20 protein-coding genes and 1 tRNA gene are annotated in these 20,624 nt (G+C 69.9%); 13 read left to right on the top strand and 8 right to left on the bottom strand.

What is annotated here, in order from left to right:
- Nucleotides 1–169 precede the first annotated feature (169 nt).
- Both AX692_RS15415 and AX692_RS15420 read right to left on the bottom strand, forming a co-directional pair.
- Complete coding sequence (locus AX692_RS15415) at nucleotides 170–1,162, bottom strand: asparaginase (protein WP_073975024.1); 993 nt, start codon at nucleotides 1,160–1,162, stop codon at nucleotides 170–172.
- Nucleotides 1,163–1,172: 10 nt separating this feature from the next.
- Nucleotides 1,173–1,781 (bottom strand): GNAT family N-acetyltransferase, encoded by a 609-nt coding sequence (locus AX692_RS15420; protein ID WP_230959577.1) that lies wholly within the window; start codon nucleotides 1,779–1,781, stop codon nucleotides 1,173–1,175.
- A 110-nt stretch (nucleotides 1,782–1,891) separates the two neighbouring features.
- Here AX692_RS15420 and AX692_RS15425 point away from each other — a divergent pair.
- Nucleotides 1,892–1,967, top strand: a tRNA-Val gene (locus AX692_RS15425).
- Between the two features lie 236 nt (nucleotides 1,968–2,203).
- Nucleotides 2,204–2,548: a hypothetical protein gene (locus AX692_RS15430; RefSeq protein WP_230959578.1), complete on the top strand. Its 345-nt coding sequence runs from the start codon at nucleotides 2,204–2,206 to the stop codon at nucleotides 2,546–2,548.
- 75 nt (nucleotides 2,549–2,623) lie between these two features.
- Here AX692_RS15430 and AX692_RS15435 read toward each other — a convergent pair whose 3' ends face one another.
- The gene (locus AX692_RS15435) at nucleotides 2,624–3,343 is read right to left on the bottom strand and encodes a zf-HC2 domain-containing protein (RefSeq protein WP_073975026.1); all 720 of its coding nucleotides are present in this window, start codon (nucleotides 3,341–3,343) and stop codon (nucleotides 2,624–2,626) included.
- Nucleotides 3,340–3,876: an RNA polymerase sigma factor gene (locus tag AX692_RS15440; protein ID WP_073975027.1), complete on the bottom strand. Its 537-nt coding sequence runs from the start codon at nucleotides 3,874–3,876 to the stop codon at nucleotides 3,340–3,342. The genes AX692_RS15435 and AX692_RS15440 overlap by 4 nt, the downstream gene beginning before the upstream one ends.
- Before the next feature lie 35 nt (nucleotides 3,877–3,911).
- On the opposite strand from AX692_RS15440, the gene AX692_RS15445 reads away from it, so the two are divergent.
- From AX692_RS15445 to AX692_RS15475, 7 genes are all read left to right on the top strand, one after another.
- Entirely contained in the window at nucleotides 3,912–5,177 is a 1,266-nt protein-coding gene (locus AX692_RS15445) for a S8 family serine peptidase (RefSeq protein ID WP_081095384.1), read from the top strand.
- 96 nt (nucleotides 5,178–5,273) lie between these two features.
- Entirely contained in the window at nucleotides 5,274–6,170 is an 897-nt protein-coding gene (locus AX692_RS15450; RefSeq protein ID WP_073975029.1) for a hypothetical protein, read from the top strand.
- Between the two features lie 231 nt (nucleotides 6,171–6,401).
- Nucleotides 6,402–8,546 carry a TonB-dependent receptor gene (locus AX692_RS15455; protein ID WP_073975030.1) on the top strand — a complete coding sequence of 715 codons (2,145 nt, stop codon included), beginning with the start codon at nucleotides 6,402–6,404 and terminating at the stop codon, nucleotides 8,544–8,546.
- Nucleotides 8,533–9,795, top strand: a complete 1,263-nt coding sequence (locus tag AX692_RS15460) for a PepSY-associated TM helix domain-containing protein (protein WP_073975031.1) — start codon at nucleotides 8,533–8,535, stop codon at nucleotides 9,793–9,795. Before AX692_RS15455 ends, AX692_RS15460 begins: the two co-directional genes overlap by 14 nt.
- A gap of 177 nt (nucleotides 9,796–9,972) precedes the next feature.
- Entirely contained in the window at nucleotides 9,973–10,725 is a 753-nt protein-coding gene (locus AX692_RS15465) for an SDR family oxidoreductase (RefSeq protein WP_073975032.1), read from the top strand.
- Nucleotides 10,726–10,771: 46 nt separating this feature from the next.
- Entirely contained in the window at nucleotides 10,772–11,620 is an 849-nt protein-coding gene (asd, locus tag AX692_RS15470; protein ID WP_073975033.1) for an archaetidylserine decarboxylase, read from the top strand.
- A gap of 91 nt (nucleotides 11,621–11,711) precedes the next feature.
- On the top strand, nucleotides 11,712–12,977 hold the full coding sequence (locus AX692_RS15475) for an FAD-dependent oxidoreductase (RefSeq protein WP_073975034.1): 1,266 nt from the start codon (nucleotides 11,712–11,714) through the stop codon (nucleotides 12,975–12,977).
- Here the strand turns inward: AX692_RS15475 and AX692_RS15480 are convergent.
- Nucleotides 12,917–13,360 (bottom strand): TlpA family protein disulfide reductase, encoded by a 444-nt coding sequence (locus AX692_RS15480; protein ID WP_230959579.1) that lies wholly within the window; start codon nucleotides 13,358–13,360, stop codon nucleotides 12,917–12,919. The genes AX692_RS15475 and AX692_RS15480 overlap by 61 nt on opposite strands.
- 154 nt (nucleotides 13,361–13,514) lie before the next feature.
- On the opposite strand from AX692_RS15480, the gene argH reads away from it, so the two are divergent.
- The 4 genes from argH to AX692_RS15500 are packed head-to-tail and all read left to right on the top strand — an operon-like array spanning nucleotide 13,515 to nucleotide 17,232.
- On the top strand, nucleotides 13,515–14,894 hold the full coding sequence (argH, locus tag AX692_RS15485; protein ID WP_073975050.1) for an argininosuccinate lyase: 1,380 nt from the start codon (nucleotides 13,515–13,517) through the stop codon (nucleotides 14,892–14,894).
- On the top strand, nucleotides 14,894–15,130 hold the full coding sequence (locus AX692_RS15490) for a hypothetical protein (protein WP_073975036.1): 237 nt from the start codon (nucleotides 14,894–14,896) through the stop codon (nucleotides 15,128–15,130). The genes argH and AX692_RS15490 overlap by 1 nt, the downstream gene beginning before the upstream one ends.
- Before the next feature lie 7 nt (nucleotides 15,131–15,137).
- Nucleotides 15,138–16,397: a diaminopimelate decarboxylase gene (lysA, locus tag AX692_RS15495; protein WP_073975037.1), complete on the top strand. Its 1,260-nt coding sequence runs from the start codon at nucleotides 15,138–15,140 to the stop codon at nucleotides 16,395–16,397.
- Nucleotides 16,366–17,232, top strand: a complete 867-nt coding sequence (locus AX692_RS15500; RefSeq protein WP_073975038.1) for a precorrin-2 dehydrogenase/sirohydrochlorin ferrochelatase family protein — start codon at nucleotides 16,366–16,368, stop codon at nucleotides 17,230–17,232. The genes lysA and AX692_RS15500 overlap by 32 nt, the downstream gene beginning before the upstream one ends.
- On the opposite strand, the gene AX692_RS15505 is transcribed toward AX692_RS15500, so the two are convergent.
- From AX692_RS15505 to AX692_RS15515, 3 genes are all read right to left on the bottom strand, one after another.
- Nucleotides 17,229–18,251: a winged helix DNA-binding protein gene (locus tag AX692_RS15505; RefSeq protein ID WP_073975039.1), complete on the bottom strand. Its 1,023-nt coding sequence runs from the start codon at nucleotides 18,249–18,251 to the stop codon at nucleotides 17,229–17,231. The genes AX692_RS15500 and AX692_RS15505 overlap by 4 nt on opposite strands.
- Nucleotides 18,252–18,319: 68 nt before the next feature.
- Nucleotides 18,320–18,877 (bottom strand): L,D-transpeptidase family protein, encoded by a 558-nt coding sequence (locus AX692_RS15510; RefSeq protein ID WP_073975040.1) that lies wholly within the window; start codon nucleotides 18,875–18,877, stop codon nucleotides 18,320–18,322.
- Between the two features lie 136 nt (nucleotides 18,878–19,013).
- Nucleotides 19,014–20,303 (bottom strand): adenylosuccinate synthase, encoded by a 1,290-nt coding sequence (locus tag AX692_RS15515; protein WP_073975041.1) that lies wholly within the window; start codon nucleotides 20,301–20,303, stop codon nucleotides 19,014–19,016.
- Nucleotides 20,304–20,624 lie beyond the last annotated feature (321 nt).

Consider the following 20,624-nt stretch of genomic DNA (forward strand, 5'->3'; position numbering starts at 1 on the left):
GGGGTCTGGCCCATCGCTCCGGCCCCGTCCCCCTCTCAACTCCGACTAGGCAGCATGCTGCCAAGTCTCCGTATCTCTCCCGCAAGGGGAGAGAAATCTATGACCGCAATCGGGTCGCTTGCCGAACGTCAGCTTTTGGCAAGACCAGCAGCAAAACAGCTGAAGCTCCTCACCCCTTATCAAACGCCGCCTGCACCTTCGCCGCATCGGTCACCCCGTTCGCGACCAGCACCATCAGCAGCACCCGCGCCTTGGCCGGGCCGAGCGCCCTTGCCGCCACCAGCCCGAGCACGTCGTCATCGACCTCGACATTGCGGTCGACCAGCCCTTCGTCGACCCGCGAGGCGCGCACCACCGGCACGCCGCTTGCCGCCGCGCGGGCGAGGGCCTCCAGCACCACGCGGGGCGCATTGCCCTGCCCCATGCCGGCCAGCACGATTCCGCGCGCGCCGATGCCGAGCAGCGCCTCGACCGGTTTTTCGTCCATCCCCGCGCCTGCCGTCAGGATCGCGACGCGCGGCAGCTCCGCCGGGAAGGGATAGCGCGCCGCCTCACCCATGCGGTGCGCGGGGCCGAACCAGTCGAGGCTCGAGGGGGTGACGCGCGCCAGCGGCCCCCTCGGGAAGGTGCGGAAGGCGTCGATGCTGCTCGTCGCCGCCTTGCGGGCATCGCGCGCGGCGAGCACCGCGTCGCCCATCACCAGCATCACGCCGCGCCCCGCGGCCTGAGGGTCGCCCGCGACCCTTACCGCGTTGGCGAAATTCCGCATCCCGTCCGCGCCGACGGCATCCGCCGGACGCATCGCGCCGACGAGGATCACGGGCTTGGCGGTGGGCAAAGTGAGGTCGAGCAGCAGCCCCGTCTCCTCCGCCGTGTCGGTGCCGTGGGTGATGATCACGGCGTCCACCCCGCGATCGTCCATCGCCCCCGCGCAGGCCGCATGAAGCGCCTGCCACTCGGCAAAGCCGATATCCTGCGAGCCGATGCGGGCGATCTCCTGCGGGTGCAACTCCGCCGCCAGCCCCAGCGCCGCAAGGTGCCCGACCAGCACCTCCAAGGACAGCCCACCGGGCCGGTAAGCCGCCCCCGTCCCGCTCGCGCCCGATCCGGCAATCGTGCCGCCGGTGCCGAGGACGAGAATGCGGGGCGTGCGCGTGCTCATGTCCCTGCCCCTAGCCTTGGCACGCGCCCTCGCCTAGCGGCTCGTTGCCGAACTGATCGAACACCGCCGCGAGCCCCGGCACATCGGGCTCGGCCCGCAGGGTCGCAAGCGCATCTTCGATGTCGATCGACAGCTCGGAGACCCCGCCCGCATAGCCGACCCCCTTCGCCCCCAGCGCGCGCGCCAGCGCCAGCGCCGGGCGGTTTTCGGGCAGGACGTGGACGGTGAAATGCTCGTAGCCCTCGCGCGTGCAATCGAGCAGCAGCACCGCCGTCAGCAGCCGCGCAAGGCCGCGACCGTGATAGGCGTCGATCACCGCGACCGAGAACTCCGCCGCATCCGGATCATCCTTGTCGCGGAAGGCGTGGACCACGCCCAGCGCCGGGGTATCGGCGAGGTCGCTCCGCAGTGCGCCCCAGGCGAGGTGATCGTGGCCGTCGGGCGAGGCCAGCGCGCGCAGCACCTGTGGCGGAGCCTCGCGCATTCCCGAGAAGAACCGCAGGTAGCGCGACTGCGGCGAAAGCTGCGCGATGCCCTCCTTCAGCCGCGCCTCGTCCGCGCGGTTCACGCGGCGGATGCACACCGGGGTGCCGTCATTGAGAGCTGTGTGAATGGCCATCGTGCCTGCCGACTCCTCCTGCCCCGCCTGCTGCCTGCGCCGTCCGCCTATCCTAGCGGCTTGACCCGCACACCAACACAGCTAAACCGCGCCCGGCCCACGAAGCCGTGGGGCGGTTAGCTCAGTTGGTAGAGCATCTCGTTTACACCGAGAGGGTCGGCGGTTCGAGCCCGTCACCGCCCACCAGGCGATGAACCCGATGACCGGACTGCCTATCCCCGGGAGCGCGGCGCCAGCAGGGCGGCGGCCAGACCATCGACGATGAACCGCTTTGTCAGCGGCCCCAGCACGTCGGCCGCCATGGAAGCGCGCCGATCACGGCATTCCCGCAAATCGCCTCGGCGTGAATTAAACCGGCTGCACCGCTCGTTTCATCCGTGACCGTCCCGATCGGGGCGAGCAGCAATGAAAGGAGACATCACGTGAAACTCGCAATCGCTACCCCGGTCATCGCCCTGGGCATGATCGCGGCCGCCGGGCACGCCGCCGCAAGCGACCTTTACGAGGAGCGGCTTGCCCGTGCCGAAGAGCACCTGATCCTCGCCGCACCGATCGCCGGGATCGAGAACAGCCTGTGGTATGACTACCGCATCGACATCACCGAAGCGCAGAAGGAGCTGCGCGCCGACCTTGGCCGGGCGAGCGATATCGAGGACCTGCGCGATGCGTGGGAGGAATATGCCCGCGAATTGCGGACCGAACGCAAGCACTACATCGAGGAGATGGCGGAGCGCGGCTATCGCTCGGGCACGGTGACGGTGGGCTGATCCGCCGCACTTCTTTCCATCGAGGCACCGGGACGGGGCTGGCGTGATGCCGGCCCCTTCTTGCATGTGGTCTCGTCAGGGCTGCTTCCATCCGCGCGCGCGCGCGGCACGCTCCTGCGCGGCGTCCAGAGCGTCTCCCGCCGCCATGTCCTGGGCCGCTGCGAGCAGATCGGCTTCGCTGCCGGCCTGACGGAACTCGGTTGCCTGCCCATCGCCCAGGGCGAACTGCTGCTCGATCCTCCAGCCGGTGTCATCGCGGCAGGCAATCCCGCCGGCGTCAGCCCCTCGCCACGCGCGGCACAGATCACCGTCGTCGCGCGCGAAGCTGAGCAGGATGCGGGTGCCTGCCTCGGCGGGCTGGGTGGCGGCAAGCTGCGTATCGAGCGCGGCAGCCAGCTCGCCCTGGGCGTAGCCCTCGGGCGTGCTCGCCTGCCATGGCTGCAAGACCGCGAGCACCAGCGAGGCCGCCAGGGCCGGACCGGCAATGGGCACCCAGCGCCGAACTGCCGGTGCAAGGCCCCGCTTCTGCCGGGCGGCAGCGATGCTGGCGACCTGCGAGTCGCTCGTCCCGGCGTCATGCGTCGGCGTGACGAGCAGCGCAGCAAGGCCGGGCGGCACCGCCTCTTCGGCGATCGGCGCATAATGCCCGGACAAAGTGGCCCTGAGCGCGCGGTGAGCCTGAACCTCGCGGGCGAGCGCCGGGTCCGCGGCGATTGCCGCCTCGACCTCGGCCTGCTCGGCAGCGCCCAGCTCGCCATCGGCATAGGCTGCCAGCATTTCCCGGGTCACGCTCATTGCGCATCCTCCAGCATCGCCATCAGCGCGTCGCGCCCGCGCACCAGCCGTGAATTGAGCGTGCCCACCGGGCAGCCGACGATCTCGGCCGCCTCCTTGTAGGACCATCCCTCGACCATCACCAGCAGCACCGCCTCGCGCTGTTCTTCGGGCAGCCGGGCCATGGCGCGATCGACCAGAGACAGCTCGACCGCCGCTTCCTGGCTACCGTCACCGCCAACCGCGAGACCCGCGTCCGGATCCACGAAGGTCTCGCGGCGGCGCGCCGTCGCACGGGCCTCGTCGATGAATATGTTGCGCATGATCCGGTACATCCAGCTGTCGAGCCGCGTCCCCTCCTGCCACTGGTTGCGGCGGGCAAGGGCGCGTTCGATGGTCATCTGGCACAGGTCGTCGCCGTCGGCCCGGGACCCGGCAAGCCCGATCGCGAACCGCCGCAGCCGCGGCAGCAGATCGAGCACCTGGTTTTCGAAGCTCTCGGGCAGCGTTCCTTGCCTTTCTGCGGATGAAACGGATGGGCCTGTCCGTTTCATCCATGCTTAATGCCAAATGGCGGAAAGAGACAATCATGCGCGGTGGGACAAAACTTCTGGCTGTGTCGCTGATGGCGGGGGCGCTAGCGTGGCCGCTGGCGGCGCAGCTTCAGGTGCCCGGGGTTCCGGTTCGCGTGCCGCCCGTCGGCGGAGTGCTGGGCGAGGTCAACGGGCAACTCGAACAGACGGTGGAACAGGCAAGCGCGCTCACCGGGCGCGAGGCACGTCGCCTGCTGCAACTTCGCGAGCGCACGCTTGGAAGGCTGCTGCGCGCCAACCCGCAAGCGATCGAGCGTGACGCGGTCGGCAACCTCGCGCGGCGCGGCGAGTTGCTTGCGACGGGACTTGCCGAACCGGGGTTCGCGGTGCTGGAGCAGGCGGGCTTCCGCGTGCTGGCACGCGAGCAGATCGAGGGGCTCGACATCGCCTTCGCGCGCATCGCGGTTCCGGCCGGAATGACGCTGGCCGAAGGGCAGGGGCGCGTCGCAGAGCTTGTCCCCGAAGCCGAGGTGGAGGCCGACACGCTCCATCTGGAGGCAGGAGGCCAGATGGCGCCTCGCCCGCTTCCGCTTGCTGCGATGGCAGCCGCTGCGACGGCTGCTGCGTCGAACGTCAAGGTCGGGGTGATTGACGGCGGCATTGGCAAGGCCGTGCCTGTCTCGGGGTTAAGGGGCTTTGCTGCCGGGGCACCGCGCGCCTCCGATCACGGCAGCGCCGTTGCCAGCCTGCTCCAGGCGCAGGGGATCACGCGGCTGTGGGTTGCCGACGTCTACGGCTCGGACCCTGCGGGCGGCAATGCCTCGGCGATCGCCAAGGCGGTCGGCTGGTTGACGGCCAGCGGCTGCAAGGTGGTGACGGTCAGCCTCGTCGGGCCGCGCAGCGCCCTGGTGGAGCGCGCGATCACGGCTGCTCAGGGCAAGGGCGTGGTGGTGGTTGCAGCGGTGGGGAATGACGGCCCGGCGGCACCACCTGCGTTCCCCGCATCCTATGCAGATGTCCTCGCCATCACGGGGGTGGATCGCAAGGGTCGTGCCCTGATCGAGGCGGGGCGCGCGCTTCATCTCGATTATGCCGCGCCGGGCGCCGGGGTCTTCGCGCGCGACGCGACGGGCAAGATCAAGGCTTGGCGCGGCACGAGCTTCGCCGCACCGCTCGCCGCTGCGCGGGTGGCCGCAGCGCTCGGCAGCGCAGGCGCGTGGCGTGCACGCGTCGATGCCGAGGCCCGCGATCTCGGCCCCAGGGGCGCCGACAAGACCTATGGCCGCGGCCTGCTGTGCGGGAGCTGCGCCCAGCGGAAATGATTCTTGCGCGGGGCCATGCATTAAGCGCGCGGCCCCATCCGTTTTCCTTTCGAGCGGGCCAGCGGAGGCCCGCTGGACACCTGAAAGGAGACGGACATGAACAAGCTTATCCTCGCTGCAAGTGCCATCGCGCTGATCCCCGCTGCCGCACAGGCGCAGCTGCTGGGGGGCGGCGGTCTGGGCGGTGGCCTCGGCGGCGGCCTCGGCGGCACGCTCGGCGGCACGATCGAAAGCACCACCACCACCGTCCGCGGCACGGTCGACAGCACCGTGAGCGGTCGCGGCTCGACCCGTGGCAGCCAGTCGGTCGATGCGCGCAAGGGCACCGTTCAGGCCGAGCGCAGCGCCGAAGGCTCGATCACCGGTTCGACCGGCAGCCTCGCCGATCTGGTCGTGCCCCCGATGGGCGAAATGACGCAGGCAAGCGGGAGCGGATCGGCGAGCGGCCAGGGCAGCGCCAATGCGCAGTTGATCGGCACCGATGCCGTGACCGGCACCCTCGCGCCGGTGGCGGGCACCGCCAAGTCCTTCGCCGCGAACACCGCCGGCGGCGCCGTGGGCACGGCCCGCGGCGCCGCCCAGAACGCACCGATGCCAGGCATGCCGGCGATCCCGGCTGCCGGCAGCATCGCAGGCGAGGGTAGCGGCGGCGCGGCTGGTGCGGGTTCGGCCTCGCTGATGCCCTCGGCGCTCGCCGTCGCGGGTTCGGCCGCAGCGGCAGGACAGGGCATGACCAGCGTCGCGCCGGGCATGCCGGTGATGACCCCGGACGGCGCCTCGCTCGGCAAGGTGCGCGAGGTGATCGCCAATGGGCGCGGCGAAGTCCGGCAGGTGGTCGTCAAGCAGGGCAAGGTCACGCGCACGCTGCCCGCCGGCATGTTCACTGCCTCGGGCAACGCGCTGGTCGCCGGCGAGGCGCAAGGCAGCGCGGGCAAGTCGGCCCCGGCGGCCGAGGCAGCGCCTGTGCCTGCGGCCGGAAACGACATGCCCTGATCCGACGGACCGAAAGCCCGCCGACCGTCCCGATCGGTCGGCGGGTTGCGCTGCTGGAGACGGCTGCCTCGAGCAGCCGTCTCCCCTTTTGTATGGCCGGGATCGGCTCCCCGTTCCCGACGAGGAGCCGGCTGGCGGTGTTTGCGAACACCGGCGGGGGAAAAGAGTGTTTGCAACTGATAATGATTCGCACTAGTAGGGCGCCGTCAGTCAGGCAGGCACAGGATTTCCATGCACTCCAAGCTCTACCGTTCGTCCGCGCTCTTCGCCCTTGCCACGCTTCTCGGCGTGGCACCTGCCAGCGCCAGGACCGATGCTGACACCGAGGCGACATTGGCGGATGCATCCGTACCGGGCGACGCGATCATCGTCACAGCGACCCGCTCCGGCACGGAGCTCGAAAACCTCCCGCTGTCGGTTTCGGTGGTGGACGAGGAGGAGCTGCAAACCCAGATCCGCCAGAACCGCAGCATCCTGAATGCGCTCGAGTTCACCGTGCCCGGCCTCAGCATTCAGGCGCCCGAGGACCGTTCGTCCTGCGGCAGCCAGATCCGTGGCCGCAACGCTTCCTTCCAGATCAACGGCGTGCCGGTGAACGAGGATCTGCGCGCCGGGTCATGCACCGCCCCCTTCGCGCTCACGCCCTTCGCGATCGAGCGCATCGAGGTGGTGCGCGGCGGCACCGCGCTTTACGGAGCTGGCGCCCCGGGCGGGATCATCAACCTCCAGACCCGCCGCGCCAAGGGCCGTGAGCTGGAGATCGACTTCACCGCCCAGACCAGCTTCAACACCGACGTCGCCCGCGACACCTTCACGACCGACCTCTACCTCGGTGCGGGTCAGGACCTCGGAGCCTTCGATTACTATGTCGGCGCGGGCTACACCGATGGCGGCCGCTCGCGCAGCGGCAACGGCAATCCGGTGCTGAGCAGCGATTTCGAAGCGATCGACCTTGTCGGCTCCTTCGGGCTCGACATCGGACAGGCGCGGATCGACTTCACCGGCACCTTCCACGACGAGAACAGGGGGCGCGACTTCTATCCCGAGGGCGCATTCCTCCCGGGCAGCGACGAGGTCGCGAGCGTGATCGAGGTCGCCCCGCACCCGCAGGTCGGCGAGGCGGGCGACCGCAGCGCCACCGCGATCCTCAGCTTCAACCACCCGGATCTGCTCGCCCATGACGTGACGCTCGCCCTGTTCTTCCAGGACCAGCGGATCATCCAGCGCGACAACTTCTTCGATGTGGCGTTCGGCGACGACTTCTTCGCCTCGAACCGCGAGAACTCGCGCCTCGGCCTGCGCAGCACCTTCGTGCGCAGCTACGACATCGGTGCCGCGCAGCTCAAGACGAGCTACGGGCTCGACTACACCCGCAACGACTTCCTGCGCTTCACGGTCGATCCCGCCGGCGAGGATCGGGTGATCGGCTATATCACCCCGGCCTTCTACCTCGAAACGCTGGCACCTTTCGCACAGGCCGAGTTCACCACCGGCGCGCTCACGCTGACCGGCGGGGTGCGGCACGAGTGGTATTCGGGTGCTATCGAGCAGGAGGGCTTCGACCCGACCCTGCCGCGCGCCGCCACGCCCGGTGCCTTTGCCGACAGCGAGCTGACCCTGTGGAACGCCGGCGCGGTCTACCGGCTGAGCGAGGCGGTGCAGCTCTATGCCGGTTTCAGCCAGGGGGCCGAGCTCTCGCAGCTCGGCCGTGCCGCACGAGGCGCTCTCGATCCTGGCGCAATTTCAAACGAGCCGGCGACCTCGGACCAATACGAACTCGGCCTGCGCGGCGCCAGCGGGCCGGTGAACTACAGCGCGGCAGTCTACCGCGCCACCTCCGATGCCTCCTCGCAGATCCAGCCCGATCCCTCCTGTGCGGGCGAGACCTTCTGCCCGCTGATCCCGCTGCGCATCCCCGAGCGGGCCTGGGGCGTCGAGGCGCAGGCCCAGTGGAAGGTGCTCGACAGCCTCCAGCTCGCCGGCGTCTTCACGCTCCAGCGCGGGGAAGTGTTCGACGAGGAAACGGGCGAGTGGATCAGCTTCTCGACCGACCGTGCCGTCCCGCTGCGCATCACCGCGCGCGCCGACTGGCAGCCGGTGGAGAGGCTGAGCGTCGGCGCGCAAGTCACCCATTACGGCGCATCGAGCTTCTTCACCCCGACGCAGGAGGACTTCGGCTTCGTGGATAGCGATGCGGTGACGCTGGCTTCGGCCAATATCGGCTATGACCTTGGCCGGGTGCGGCTCTACCTTGCCGCCGACAACCTGTTCGACGAGGCCTATGTGAACCCCGCCTCGCAGGGCGACGGGCTCGACTTCTTCAACTACGAGGCCCCCGGCCGCCGCGTGACGATCGGCGTCAGTGGACGTTTCTGAGCGCCTCCTTGATACCCCCGGCAGCGGCGGCGCACCGGCTTCGGCCGGGCGCTCCGTGCTGGCCGGTGACGGGCGGCGCAAGCCCCTTCCGCTCGCCTACTGGCTGCACAACCTGTTCGGCCTCAAGCTCAGCCTGTTCCTCGCCTTCGTCTGCCTGACGGGCACGATCGCCACCGTCGCCCACGAGATCGAGTGGCTCTACAAGCCCGCCGTGCGCGCCAGCGCCTTCACCCCCGGCACCGAGGACTGGGGCGCGATGTGGGCGGCAGCTGAGCAGGCCTACCCGCAAGCAACACTCACCGGCATCGGCTCCTACGATCGCAGCCACGCGGCCTATTTCGCCAAGAGCATCGCCGCGCGCGATGCGGCGGGAACGGACTTCAACATCTATGTCGATCCCGGCACCGGCCGGGTGACCGGGCACGAATACGGCCGCAGCCTGCAGGACGCGATGCGGGCGCTGCACTACTACCTGTTCATTCCCCGCGATGTCGGCTTCTATCTCGTCACCAGCCTCGGTTTCGTGCTGCTGGGCTCGCTGGTGACGGGCCTGATCGTCTACAAGAAGTTCTGGCGCGGCTTCTTCCGCCGCCCGCGCCTGTCTCGCAATCTCCGCACGCTGATGGGCGATCTCCACCGGCTGGGCGGAGTGTGGTCGATCTGGTTCGCCGCGATCATCTCGCTGACCTCGATCTACTACTTCTTCGAGTGGAGCGGGCTCGACTGGAACAGCGAGACCCCGCGCGTCCCCGAAGCGCACTTCGTCGAGACCGCCACCGCCGCCGACATCGCCCGGTGGACCGCTCTGGCGCGAGCAGCCAAGCCGGGTTTCGCGATCACCGCGATCGCCCTGCCCTATGAACCCGGCGATCCGGTCATCGTGCAGGGCCACTGGCAGGCCGTGCTGGTGCGCGAGCGAACCGATGCGGTGTTCATCGATCCCGTGACCCACCAGATCGCAGGCCGCCGCACGGCGCATCTCATGGGCGCGGGGGAGCGGATCGTGCATACGGTCGATCCGCTGCACTTCGGCACCTTCGGCGGGCTGGCGACGCGCCTGCTGTGGGCGGTGTTCGGCCTGGTGCTGACGGGCCTCGCTGCGAGCGGCGCCTACCTCTTCGCCAAGCGCACGCGCCTTGCGCTGCGGGAAGGAACACCGTTCGCGTTGCTCGACTATCTCGGCGCATGGAAGTGGCCGAGCGTCCTGCTGGTCACGCTGGTGCCAGGCGTGGCTTTCCTGTTCTGGTGAACAGCAAAGGGTCAGCACCTTCTCGCCTGTTCTCCCGAGCATCGCGTCTCGTTCGCGCCTGAGATCGCGAAAAACCGTCATTTACTCTGCTCGGCTCTCGTTTACACCGAAGGCGTCGGCGGTTCGATCCCGTCACCGCCAAAGGGGGGCGGGAGGGCCGCTGCGGGAGAGCAGGCGATGGACCTCGAACTCGAAGGCAAGACCGCGCTGGTGCTGGGCGCGAGCAAGGGCTTGGGCCGCGCGATTGCCGAGGCGCTGGCGGCCGAGGGCGCGGGGGTGATGACCGTGGCGCGCTCGGGCACAGGGCTGGCGGGGCGACTCCACATCCACGCCGATCTCGACGACCTTGCCGCGCCGCAAGCGATCATCGACCGCGTGCGCGCCGGGGGCGCCTCGCCCGATATCCTCGTGCTGAATGCTGGCGGGCCGCCGGTCGGCGCTGCCGCTTCGACCACGCCTGCGGACTTCGCCGCGGTGCTGCCGCGGATGTTCAATGCCCAGCTTGCCCTCGCGCAGGCGTTTCTGCCGGACATGCGGAAGCGCGGCTTCGGGCGGATCATCGCGGTCGCCTCGACCAGCCTCCTCACGCCGATCGCGGGGCTGGTGCTGTCGAACGCGGTGCGCGCGATGCTCGCCTCGTGGTGCAAGACCCTCGCCAGCGAGGTCGCGGCGGACGGCGTGACGGTCAACCTCCTGCTGCCCGGCCAGATCGCCACCGACCGCCTGTCGAGCCTCCACGCCGGGATGGCGGCGGCGCAGGGTCTCGAGGCCGAGCAGGTCACCGCCCGCTCGATCGCGGCGATCCCCGCCGGGCGGCTCGGGCGACCGGAGGAGTTCGGCGCCATCGCCGCCTTCCTCGCCTCGCCGCGTGCGGGCTTCATCACGGGGAGCGCGATCAAGGTCGACGGCGGGCAGACGCCAACGCTCTGATCCGAGTTGCTTGCGCCCGCGCGCCGGGGCCCCTAGCGCATCGCCCATGTCCGACCTGTTCATCGCGCTTCAGCACATCGTCCCCCAGCACGCCCTCTCGCGCTTCGCCGGGAGCATCGCGTCGAGCGAGACGCCGTGGCTGCGCGACATGCTGATCCGCAGGTTCGTTGCAGCCTATGGCGTCGACCTCGGCGAGGCCGCGCGGGGGATCGGGGAGTTCGAAAGCTTCAACGACTTCTTCACGCGCGAATTGAAGCCGGGCGCAAGGCCGCTGGCTGATGCGGAGAACTTCATCCTCTCCCCCGCCGATGGCGCGGTGAGCCAGATCGGCCCGGTGAGCGGCGGGCGCATCATCCAGGCCAAGGGGCGCGATTACAGCGTGGCGGAAATCCTCGGCTGCGGGGGGGAGGAAGCCGCGCGCTTCGAGGGGGGATCGTTCATCACCATCTACCTCAGCCCGAAGGACTACCACCGCGTCCATATGCCCGCCGCGGGCACGCTGGCGAAGACCAGCTACATCCCGGGCGACCTCTACTCGGTCAACACCGCCACCGCCGCCGGGGTCGACCGGCTGTTCGCCCGCAATGAGCGCCTCTCCTGTCGCTTCGACGGGCCCGACGGGCACTTCGCCAGCATCATGGTAGGCGCGATGATCGTCGCCGGGATCGACACCGTGTGGCCCAACACGTTCCGCACCCACGCGGGCGCGCCGGTGCACGAGGACTTCGCGCGGCAGGGCCGCAATTTCGCAGCAGGGGACGAGATGGGGCGGTTCTACCTCGGATCGACCGTGGTGCTGCTGTTCGAGCCGGGCCGCGTGGCATGGCGCGCAGACCTCAAGGCGGGCGACCCGCTGCGCATGGGCGAGGCGATCGCCGCGCGCCTTCCTGCCTGAACGCACACCCTTTGCACTAAATTCACTGGTCGCCCGCTAGCCCGGCGATAACAGGGGTTTGCGCGTCTACCGCGCGGCATGGGGCACGGGCATGGAGCCGCTCAAGATCGCCATCATCGGCTGCGGGCCTGCGGGGCTCGCCGCGGCATTGCTGCTTGCGCGGCAGGGGCATGCGGTGGCGGTGTTCGACCGCTTCGTCTCCCCCGGCCCGGTCGGATCGGGGCTGATGATCCAGCCGAGCGGCATGGCGGTGCTCGCCGAACTGGGGCTGGCTGCGGAGGTCGTCCGCAGGGGAGCGCGAGTCGATGCGCTGCGGGGGATCGAGGAGCATGGCCGCTGCGTGCTTGACGCGCCCTACGCCGCGCTCGGGCTGCGGCACGCCTTCGGCCTCGGCATCCACCGCGCGAGCCTGTTCGACGTGCTGTTCGAGGCCGCGGAGCGCCAGCCGGGGGTGACGATCCATGCGGGTCACGCGGTCACGGGGAGCACCTGCGAAGCGGCAGGCCGCCGCCTGCTGTTCGACAGTCGCGCGCCGTCTGCCCCCTTCGACCTCGTGGTCGATGCCAGCGGCTGGCGCACCGGCTTCGACCCCGCGCCGAAGAACATCCTCCCCTTCGGCGCGCTCTGGGCGAGCCTGCCCTTGGCGCCCGGCGATCCCTTCGCGGGCAATCTGCTCGAGCAGCGCTACCGCCGCGCGGGGCAGATGGCTGGCGTGCTGCCCATCGGCCGGCGCGCGGGCGCTGCCGGGCCGGAGGTCGCCTTCTTCTGGTCATTGAAGGCCGAGGACTACCCCGTGTGGGCCGCCACCCCGCTCGGCGACTGGAAGGCCGAAGTGCTGCGCCTCTGGCCCGCATTGGAAGGCCTGCTGGCCCGGATCGAGACCCGCGAGCATCTCACCTTCGCGCGCTATGCCCACCGCACCCACCCCGCGCCCGTCACCGACAGGATGATCGCCATCGGCGACGCGTGGCACTCGGCGAGCCCGCAGCTCGGGCAAGGCGCGAACATGGCGCTGCTCGATGCGTGGAGCCTTGCCCGCGGCCTTGCCGAGGGGCGCACGCTGGCGGAAAAACTGCGGCTCGCCGCCGGGTGGCGCCGCGATCACGTGTGGCTCTACCAATGGGTGACGAAGCTGTTCACCCCGCTCTACCAGTCGGATTCGCGCGTGCTTCCCGCCCTGCGCGACCGTGTCCTCGCCCCGCTCTCGCGCCGCTGGCCCGCGAAGGGCATCCAGGCGCAGCTGATGAGCGGGCTTTTCGGCTTCCCGCTCGCGCCGCTCGGCCTTGCCCCGCCCGATTACGAGGGCCTCAGCGCGTCCCTCACCAGCTTGGCCGCTTCCGGCGCGCCCCAGTCATAGCCCCCCGCCACCCGCAGCACCTCCTTGCCGCTCGCATCGAACAGGATGGTGAGCGGAAGCGCGCCCTCGGGAGTGAAATGGGCCGCAAGCGCAGTGTCGGGATCGAGCCACGGTTCGAGCCGCTTGTAGCCGTTCTTCGCGAAGAACGGCGTCACCAGCTCGGCCCCGCGCACGTCCTGGCTGACGGTGATGACGCGCACCTCGCCCTCCAGCTCTGCGGCCAGCGCGTCGAGCTGCGGCATTTCCTTGACGCAGGGGCCGCACCATGTCGCCCACAGGTTGAGCAGCACCGGGCCGTCCGTGGCGCCCAGATCGAGCACCTTGCCTGCCGGATCCGTGAATTGCAGATCGGGGATCGGGGTGCCGGCAAACTGGCGGGTCATCAGGCCTATCGTGGTCCCCGACGCTGCGCCCGCCTCAACCGGTTGCGCTGGCGCGTCTGCCGCCCTATCGCATCCCGCCAGCAGCAGGAGCGGCAATCCGAGAATGAGCGACCAGCGGGACATGACAGGCTCCGGCAACAGCGCGACCAACGCCATGTGGGGCGGCCGCTTCGCCGACGGCCCTAGCGCGATCATGCGCGAAATCAACGCCTCGATCCCGTTCGACAAGGCGCTCTGGCGGCAGGACATCGCTGCGAGCAAGGCGCATGTGGCGATGTTGGGGGCGCAGGGGATCGTCTCGGCGGACGACGCGCTGGTGATCGCCAATGGCCTTGAGGCGGTCGCCGCCGAATACGAGCGTGACGGGGTGCCCGAGGACTGGGATCGCGAGGACATCCACATGACCACCGAGGCGCGGCTCGCAGAGCTGATCGGGCCGGTCGCGGGGCGCCTCCACACGGCGAGGAGCCGCAACGATCAGGTCGCGACCGATTTCCGCCTGTGGGTGCGCGATGCCTTCGCCCAGATGGACGAAGGCCTCGCCGCGCTCCAGCGCGCGCTGGTGGCGCGGGCAGGCGAGCATGCGGCAAGTATCATGCCCGGCTTCACCCACCTGCAGACCGCGCAGCCCGTGACGCTCGGTCACCACCTGCTGGCCTATTACGAGATGTTCCGGCGTGACCGCGCCCGCATCGCCGACGCGCGCGCGCGGATGAACGAATGCCCGCTCGGTTCGGCGGCGCTGGCCGGCACCGGCTTCCCGATCGACCGCGAGGCGACCGCCGCCGCACTGGGCTTCGACCGCCCGACCGCCAATTCGCTGGACGCCGTCTCCGACCGCGATTTCGCGCTCGATTTCCTCTGGAGCTGCTCGGCCACCGCGCTGCACCTCTCGCGCCTCGCGGAAGAGCTGATCCTGTGGGCGAGCCAGCCCTTCGGCTTCATCCGCCTGCCCGACAGCCTCTCGACCGGCAGCTCGATCATGCCGCAGAAGAAGAACCCCGACGCCGCCGAACTGGTGCGCGGCCATAGCGGGCGGGTGATCGGATCGCTGACCAGCCTGATGATCACCATGAAGGGGCTCCCCCTCGCCTATTCCAAGGACATGCAGGACGACAAGCCGCCGGTGTTCGAGGCCGCTTCGCTGATGGCGCTCTCCATCGCGGCGATGACCGGGATGATCGCAGGTGCGACCTTCAACACCGCCCGGATGCGCGCCGCCGCCGAGCTCGGCTATGCCACCGCCACCGACCTTGCCGACTGGCTGGTGAGGCAGGCGGGCATCCCGTTCCGCGAGGCGCATCACATCACCGGCGCCGCGGTGAAGCTGGCCGAGAGCCGCGGCATCGCGCTCGACCAGCTGCCGCTCGAAGACCTCAAGGCAATCGATGCGCGGATCGACGAAAGCGTCTATGCCGCGCTCTCGGTGGATGCATCGGTCGCCGCGCGAAGCTCCTATGGGGGAACCGCGCCCGATCAGGTGCGTATGCAGGTCGCCGCCGCGCGCGCGATGCTGGGAATGGAGGAGGATTGATGCGTCTTGCTGCCGCTCTTGCCGCAAGCCTGCTGGTGTCGGCCTGCGGCACGGTCTCGCCGCTGACCCCGGCCGAAGGCGCCGCGGCGCCCGCGGCGCCCTATGGTGCCACCGCCACCCCGTCCGCCGAGGAGCTGCTCCGCCGCGAGGCGCTCGCCGCGCCCGAACGCTCGGTCGAACTGCGCCGCCGCTCGGAAGAGCGGCAGGACGATCCCTTCGACCTGCCCCCCGAATAGAGCCCGCATGGATCATTTCTCCCTCAAAAACGGCGTGATGCACGCCGAAGACGTGCCGCTGCCGGTGATCGCCGAGGCCGTCGGCACCCCCGTCTATGTCTATTCGCGCGCCACGCTGGAACGCCACGCGCGGGTCTTCCGCGAGGCGCTGGACGGCGTGCCCGACAAGCTGATCGCCTTCGCGGTCAAATCGAACCCCAACCTTGCCGTGCTGCGCGTGCTTCAGCAGCAGGGCATGGGCGCGGACGTGGTCTCGGTGGGGGAGATGCGCCGCGCACTCGCGGCAGGGATCGCGCCGGAGATGATCGTCTTCTCGGGCGTCGGCAAGACTGCCGCGGAGATGGCCGCCGCGCTCGATGCGGGCATCGGCCAGTTCAATATCGAGAGCGAGGAGGAGGGCGTCGAGCTCGCCGCGATCGCCGCCGCGCGCGGGGTGACCGCGCAGTGCACCCTGCGCATCAACCCAGATGTCGACGCGGGCACTCACGACAAGATCTCGACCGGCAAGGCCGACAACAAGTTCGGCGTACCGATCAGCGAGGCGGGGCAGATTTTCGGCGCGCTGGCGCGGCTCCCGGGGATCAACCTGAGGGGCGTGGCCGTGCATATCGGCAGCCAGCTCGCCGATCTTGCGCCTCTGGAGGCAGCGTTCGGCAAGCTCGGTCGGCTCGTCGCCGGCCTGCGCGGCGCAGGCCACGCCATCACTCATGTCGATCTCGGCGGCGGGCTGGGCGTGCCCTACCGCGTGGGCGAGGTGCTGCCTGCACCCGCCGAATACGGCGCGATGGTGGCCCGCGTCACGAAGGACTGGGGCGTCAAGCTGATCTTCGAGCCCGGCCGCGTGATCGCGGGCAATGCCGGGGTGCTGCTGACCCGCGTGGTCAGGGTCAAGCGCGGGATCAAGGACCCCTTCGTGATCGTCGATGCGGCGATGAACGATCTGGCGCGTCCGGCGCTTTACGGGGCCTATCACCACTTCGAGGCCGTGGAGCCAAAGGGCGCGCGGATGACCGCCAACATCGTCGGCCCGATCTGCGAGACCGGCGACACTTTCGCGATGGGCCGCGAATGCGATGCGCTGGAGGCCGGCGACCTCGCGGTGTTCCGCACCGCGGGGGCTTACGGGGCCACCATGGCCTCGTCCTACAATTCACGCGGCTTCGTGGCCGAGGTGCTGGTCGATGGCGACCGCTTCGCGGTGGTCGCCGACCGGATCGAGGCGGGTGCGATCATGGATGCCGAGCGCGTGCCGGAATGGCTCGGGTGAGGGTGTGAGCGGGCAGATCGCCAGCCTGCCGCTGTTCCACCAGATCACCGGACAGCAGGTGCTGGTGCTCGGCGATGGCCCGGCGGCAGAACCCAAGCGCCGGCTGGTCGAACGCGCGGGCGGCATCATCGTCGAGGACTTCGCCCGCGCGATCGACGAGGGCGTGCGGATTGCCTTCATCGCCTATGAGGACGCGCAGGCCTGCGAGGTCGCGGCGATCAATGCGCGCTGTGCGGGGATGCTGGTCAATGTCGTCGACCGGCCCGAGCTGTGCGACTTCACCACGCCGAGCATCCTCGATCGCGATCCGCTGCTGGTGGCGATCGGCACCGGCGGGGCCTCGGCGGGGCTGGCAAAGCACGTTCGGCTGCGGCTCGAGCGGGTGCTGCCCGCGACGCTCGGCGCGCTGGCGCGGGCGCTCGAGGCCGCTCGGCCCGTCTTGCGCGCGCGGCTGCCCGACGGGGCGGAGCGGCGACGCGCGGTGGATGCGGGCTTGCGCGAAGGCGGCCCGCTCGATCCGCTCGATCCGGGCGCACACACAAGGGTGACGGCATGGGCCGAGGGTGCGGGCGCGCGCGCAGCGGCTTCCGGCACGCTTGCCGAGATCGTCCTGACCAGCGCGGACCCCGAGGACCTGACCCTCAGGCAGGCGCGGCTGCTCGGGGAGGCGGATGTGTTGTGGCTCGACGGCGCCGTGCCGCCCGCGATCCTCGCCCGCGCCCGCGCCGATGCGGCACGGCGGGAGCTGACCGGGAGCGGCGCCGAAACGGTCGAGGCCACCTCGGGCCTCGCCCTGATCCTGCGCTGGCGGCCCGAGGCCTTGGGCGCGGCCTAGGCCGCCTGCAGCACCGGCGTCTTGAGGCTTGCGAAATAGGCCGACATCGCGGCAAGCGCCTTGTCGCTCAGCGCGATGAAGGCGCGGCGGCGGTCGGCCGGATCGGGGACGCGCACGAAGATCCCGCTTTCGACCATCTGCGTCAGCCAGCGCAGCGCGGTGGTCGCCGGGACGGCGGCCGCGATGCACAGCGAGGTCACCGAGACCCGCGCGCCTTCGCCATGCGCGGCGGTGAGATCGAGCAGCATGTCCCATGCCGGATCGCCGAACAGTTCGGGATCGAAGAAGCGCGCGCGTGCCTGCCGGTTGGCGATGATCTGCCGCACCACGCCCGGATCAGGCAGCGGCGGCCCTGCGGCATCGACAGGGGCGGGAGCCGCGCCGAAGCCGCCGAAAGCCGAGGGTTCGGGTGCGGCATAATCGCGCTTGAACTCGCCGAGCACGCTTGGCCCGGGTCCGGGCGTCGGGGCATGGCTCAGCCGGTCGAGCGAATGGGCGATCGCCTCGACCTGCTGCGACAGGCGCAGCAAGGCCACGCGGTCCTCCTCGCCCATTTCCCTGAGGCGCGCCGCCCCCGCCTCGCCCATCACCCGGCCAACCGCGATCACGCGTTCGGCGCGGCTGGGGCTGACGAGGATCTGCGGATTGGACTGGTCGAGCACCGCGAAGACATCGTCCAATCCCGCCAGGTTGGTGCCGACGATCAGCTTCGCCCCCGAGCGCGCCACCCGCATGTCGAGCCGTGCGAGGCCGGCGAGCATCATCGCATCGATCCCGCGCGATCCGGTGACCGGGCAATCGACCACCACGACATCGCCCAGCAGCGCGATCGGCCCTTCGAGCAGCGCCCGCAGCGAGCCGCCGTCGATCGCGCGGAACCCCGCCCCGCCGAGGTCGGCGGCGATCTGGCGGCGCAAGCCCTCCTCCGCCCCGAAGATCGCGACCCGCGCGGGCAGCCCGGCGCCGTCATCGGCGAGGTCGTAGGTGAAATCGGCTTGGGCGGCGGTGTTGGTCAGCATCGAATCGACTCCAACTCTGTTGGAACGATTATGGAACAAAACGCGATCAGGTCAAGTAAATCCGCATATTACGGCCTGATCTCGATCACCGTGCCGTCCGGCACGATACGCCACAGCTCCTCGATCTCTTCGTTCGAGAGGGCGATGCAGCCGTCGGTCCAGTCGCCCGGGACGCGGCCGAAGGGCAGTGAATTGGGCTGGCCGTGGAGGAAGATGTCGCCCCCCGGCGACCGGCCCCGCGCCGCGGCAAAGGCCCGGTCGTCGGCATTGGGGTAGGAGATCTTGAGGCTGAGGTGATAGGCGCTGCCCGGATTGCGGCCCTCGATCACGTAGCGACCCTCGGGCGTGCGCTCGTCGCCTTCGAACTGCTTGTGGCCTTGCGGTGCGTCGCCGAACTGCAGGCCGCGCCAGGCTTTGACCGGCTGCCCCCCGATATAGGCGACCATCAGCCGCTCGGACTTGTCGACGATGAGGTAATCGACTTGCGTGAAGCGCCGCTCGGGCACGATCCGCGCGGCCTCGCGCGCCAGCGGCGGCTGCGCGGAGGGCGCGCGCGCCTCGTCCGCCGGGGGCGCGGTGCAGGCGGCAAGAACCAGCAGGGGGGCGAGGAGCACGAGGCGGATCATGGCGGCCAGACTAACCCGCACCGGCCGCTGCGATCAATGCGCGGAAATCCGTTGCTGCGCGAGAGGGCAGGCGCCCGCGCAAGCGGGCAGCGCCCCCTCCCCCGCCCCCCTCCCGCGCGGGGAGGGGGAGGAAGGGTCAATCCACGAAGGGATCGCGCATCAGGATCGTGTCGTCGCGCTCCGGTGAGGTCGAGACCAGCGCGACGGGGCACTCGATCAGCTCCTGGATGCGCTGGATATACTTGATCGCGTTGGCCGGAAGGTCGGCATAGCTCCGCGCGCCCGCGGTGCTTTCGTGCCAGCCGGGCATGTCCTCGTAGATCGGCTCGCAGGCGGCCTGGTCGGCAGCGTGGCTGGGCAGGTAGTCATAGACCTTCCCGCGCAGGCGGTAGCCGGTGCAGATGCTCACCCGCTCCAGCCCGTCGAGCACGTCGATCTTGGTCAGCGCAATGCCGGTCACGCCGCTGATCGCGCAGGACTGGCGCACCAGCACCGCGTCGAACCAGCCCACCCGGCGCTTGCGGCCGGTGACGGTGCCGAACTCGTGGCCGCGTTCGCCGAGCCGCTGGCCGACCTCGTCCTCGAGTTCCGTCGGGAACGGCCCCGAGCCGACACGGGTGGTGTAGGCCTTGACGATGCCCAGCACGAAGCCGGTCGAATTGGGACCGAGGCCGGAGCCGCTAGCCGCCGTGCCACTCACCGTGTTGGAGCTGGTGACAAAGGGATAGGTACCGTGATCGACATCGAGTAGCACGCCCTGCGCGCCCTCGAACAGGATCTTGGCGCCCGCGCGCCGCACCTTCTTCAACCGCTTCCACACCGGCTGGGCGAACCTGAGCACGAAGGGGGCGATCTCGCGCAATCCTTCCAGCAGCGCCGCGCGGTCGACCGGCGGCTGGCCGAAGCCCGCGCGCAGCGCGTCGTGGTGCGCGCAGAGGCGATCGAGCTGCGGCTCCAGCGTGTCGAGATGCGCAAGGTCGCACACCCGGATCGCGCGGCGGCCGACCTTGTCCTCATAGGCCGGGCCGATCCCGCGCCCGGTGGTGCCGATCTTGCCCTTGCCCGCCGCCGTTTCGCGCAGGGCGTCGAGATCGCGGTGGAGCGGCAGGATCAGCGGACAATTGTCGGCGATGGCGAGGTTGTCGTCGGTGATCTCCACTCCCTGCCCTTCGACCTTGGCGACCTCGTCGCGCAAGGCCCAGGGGTCGAGCACCACGCCGTTGCCGATCACCGACAGCGTGCCGGAGACGATGCCGGAAGGCAGCAGCGAGAGCTTGTAGGTCTTGCCGTCGATCACCAGCGTGTGGCCGGCATTGTGCCCGCCCTGGAAGCGCACCACGGCATCGGCGCGGCTCGCCAGCCAGTCGACGATCTTGCCCTTGCCCTCATCGCCCCACTGGGCGCCGATCACGGTGACGTTGGCCATCTTGTTCCTTCGATGCTCGGAAAACCGCGCGGGGCCTAGGCGTTTGGGCGTGGGAGAGCAAGGGCGCGCGAAGGGTTTGGCTGGGTGCGGCGTTGGGGGGTGAGAATCGCCACTCCCAAGGACACCTGCCGATGAACACCACCGCAAAGCTCATGATCGCCGCAGGCGCCCTCGCCGCGCTTGCCACCCCGATCCTCGCGCAGCAGCGCCCCGGCGGGGGCGAGCGCCTGCCGAAGGAGTGCCGCGCCGAGATCGTCAAGCTGTGCGGCACCGACCGCAGCCAAATCCGCACCTGCCTTGCCGAGAAGGCGAGCCAGCTGT

Origin of the sequence: Erythrobacter donghaensis (assembly GCF_001557325.1) — a bacterium.
GTDB classification, from domain to species: domain Bacteria; phylum Pseudomonadota; class Alphaproteobacteria; order Sphingomonadales; family Sphingomonadaceae; genus Erythrobacter; species Erythrobacter donghaensis_B.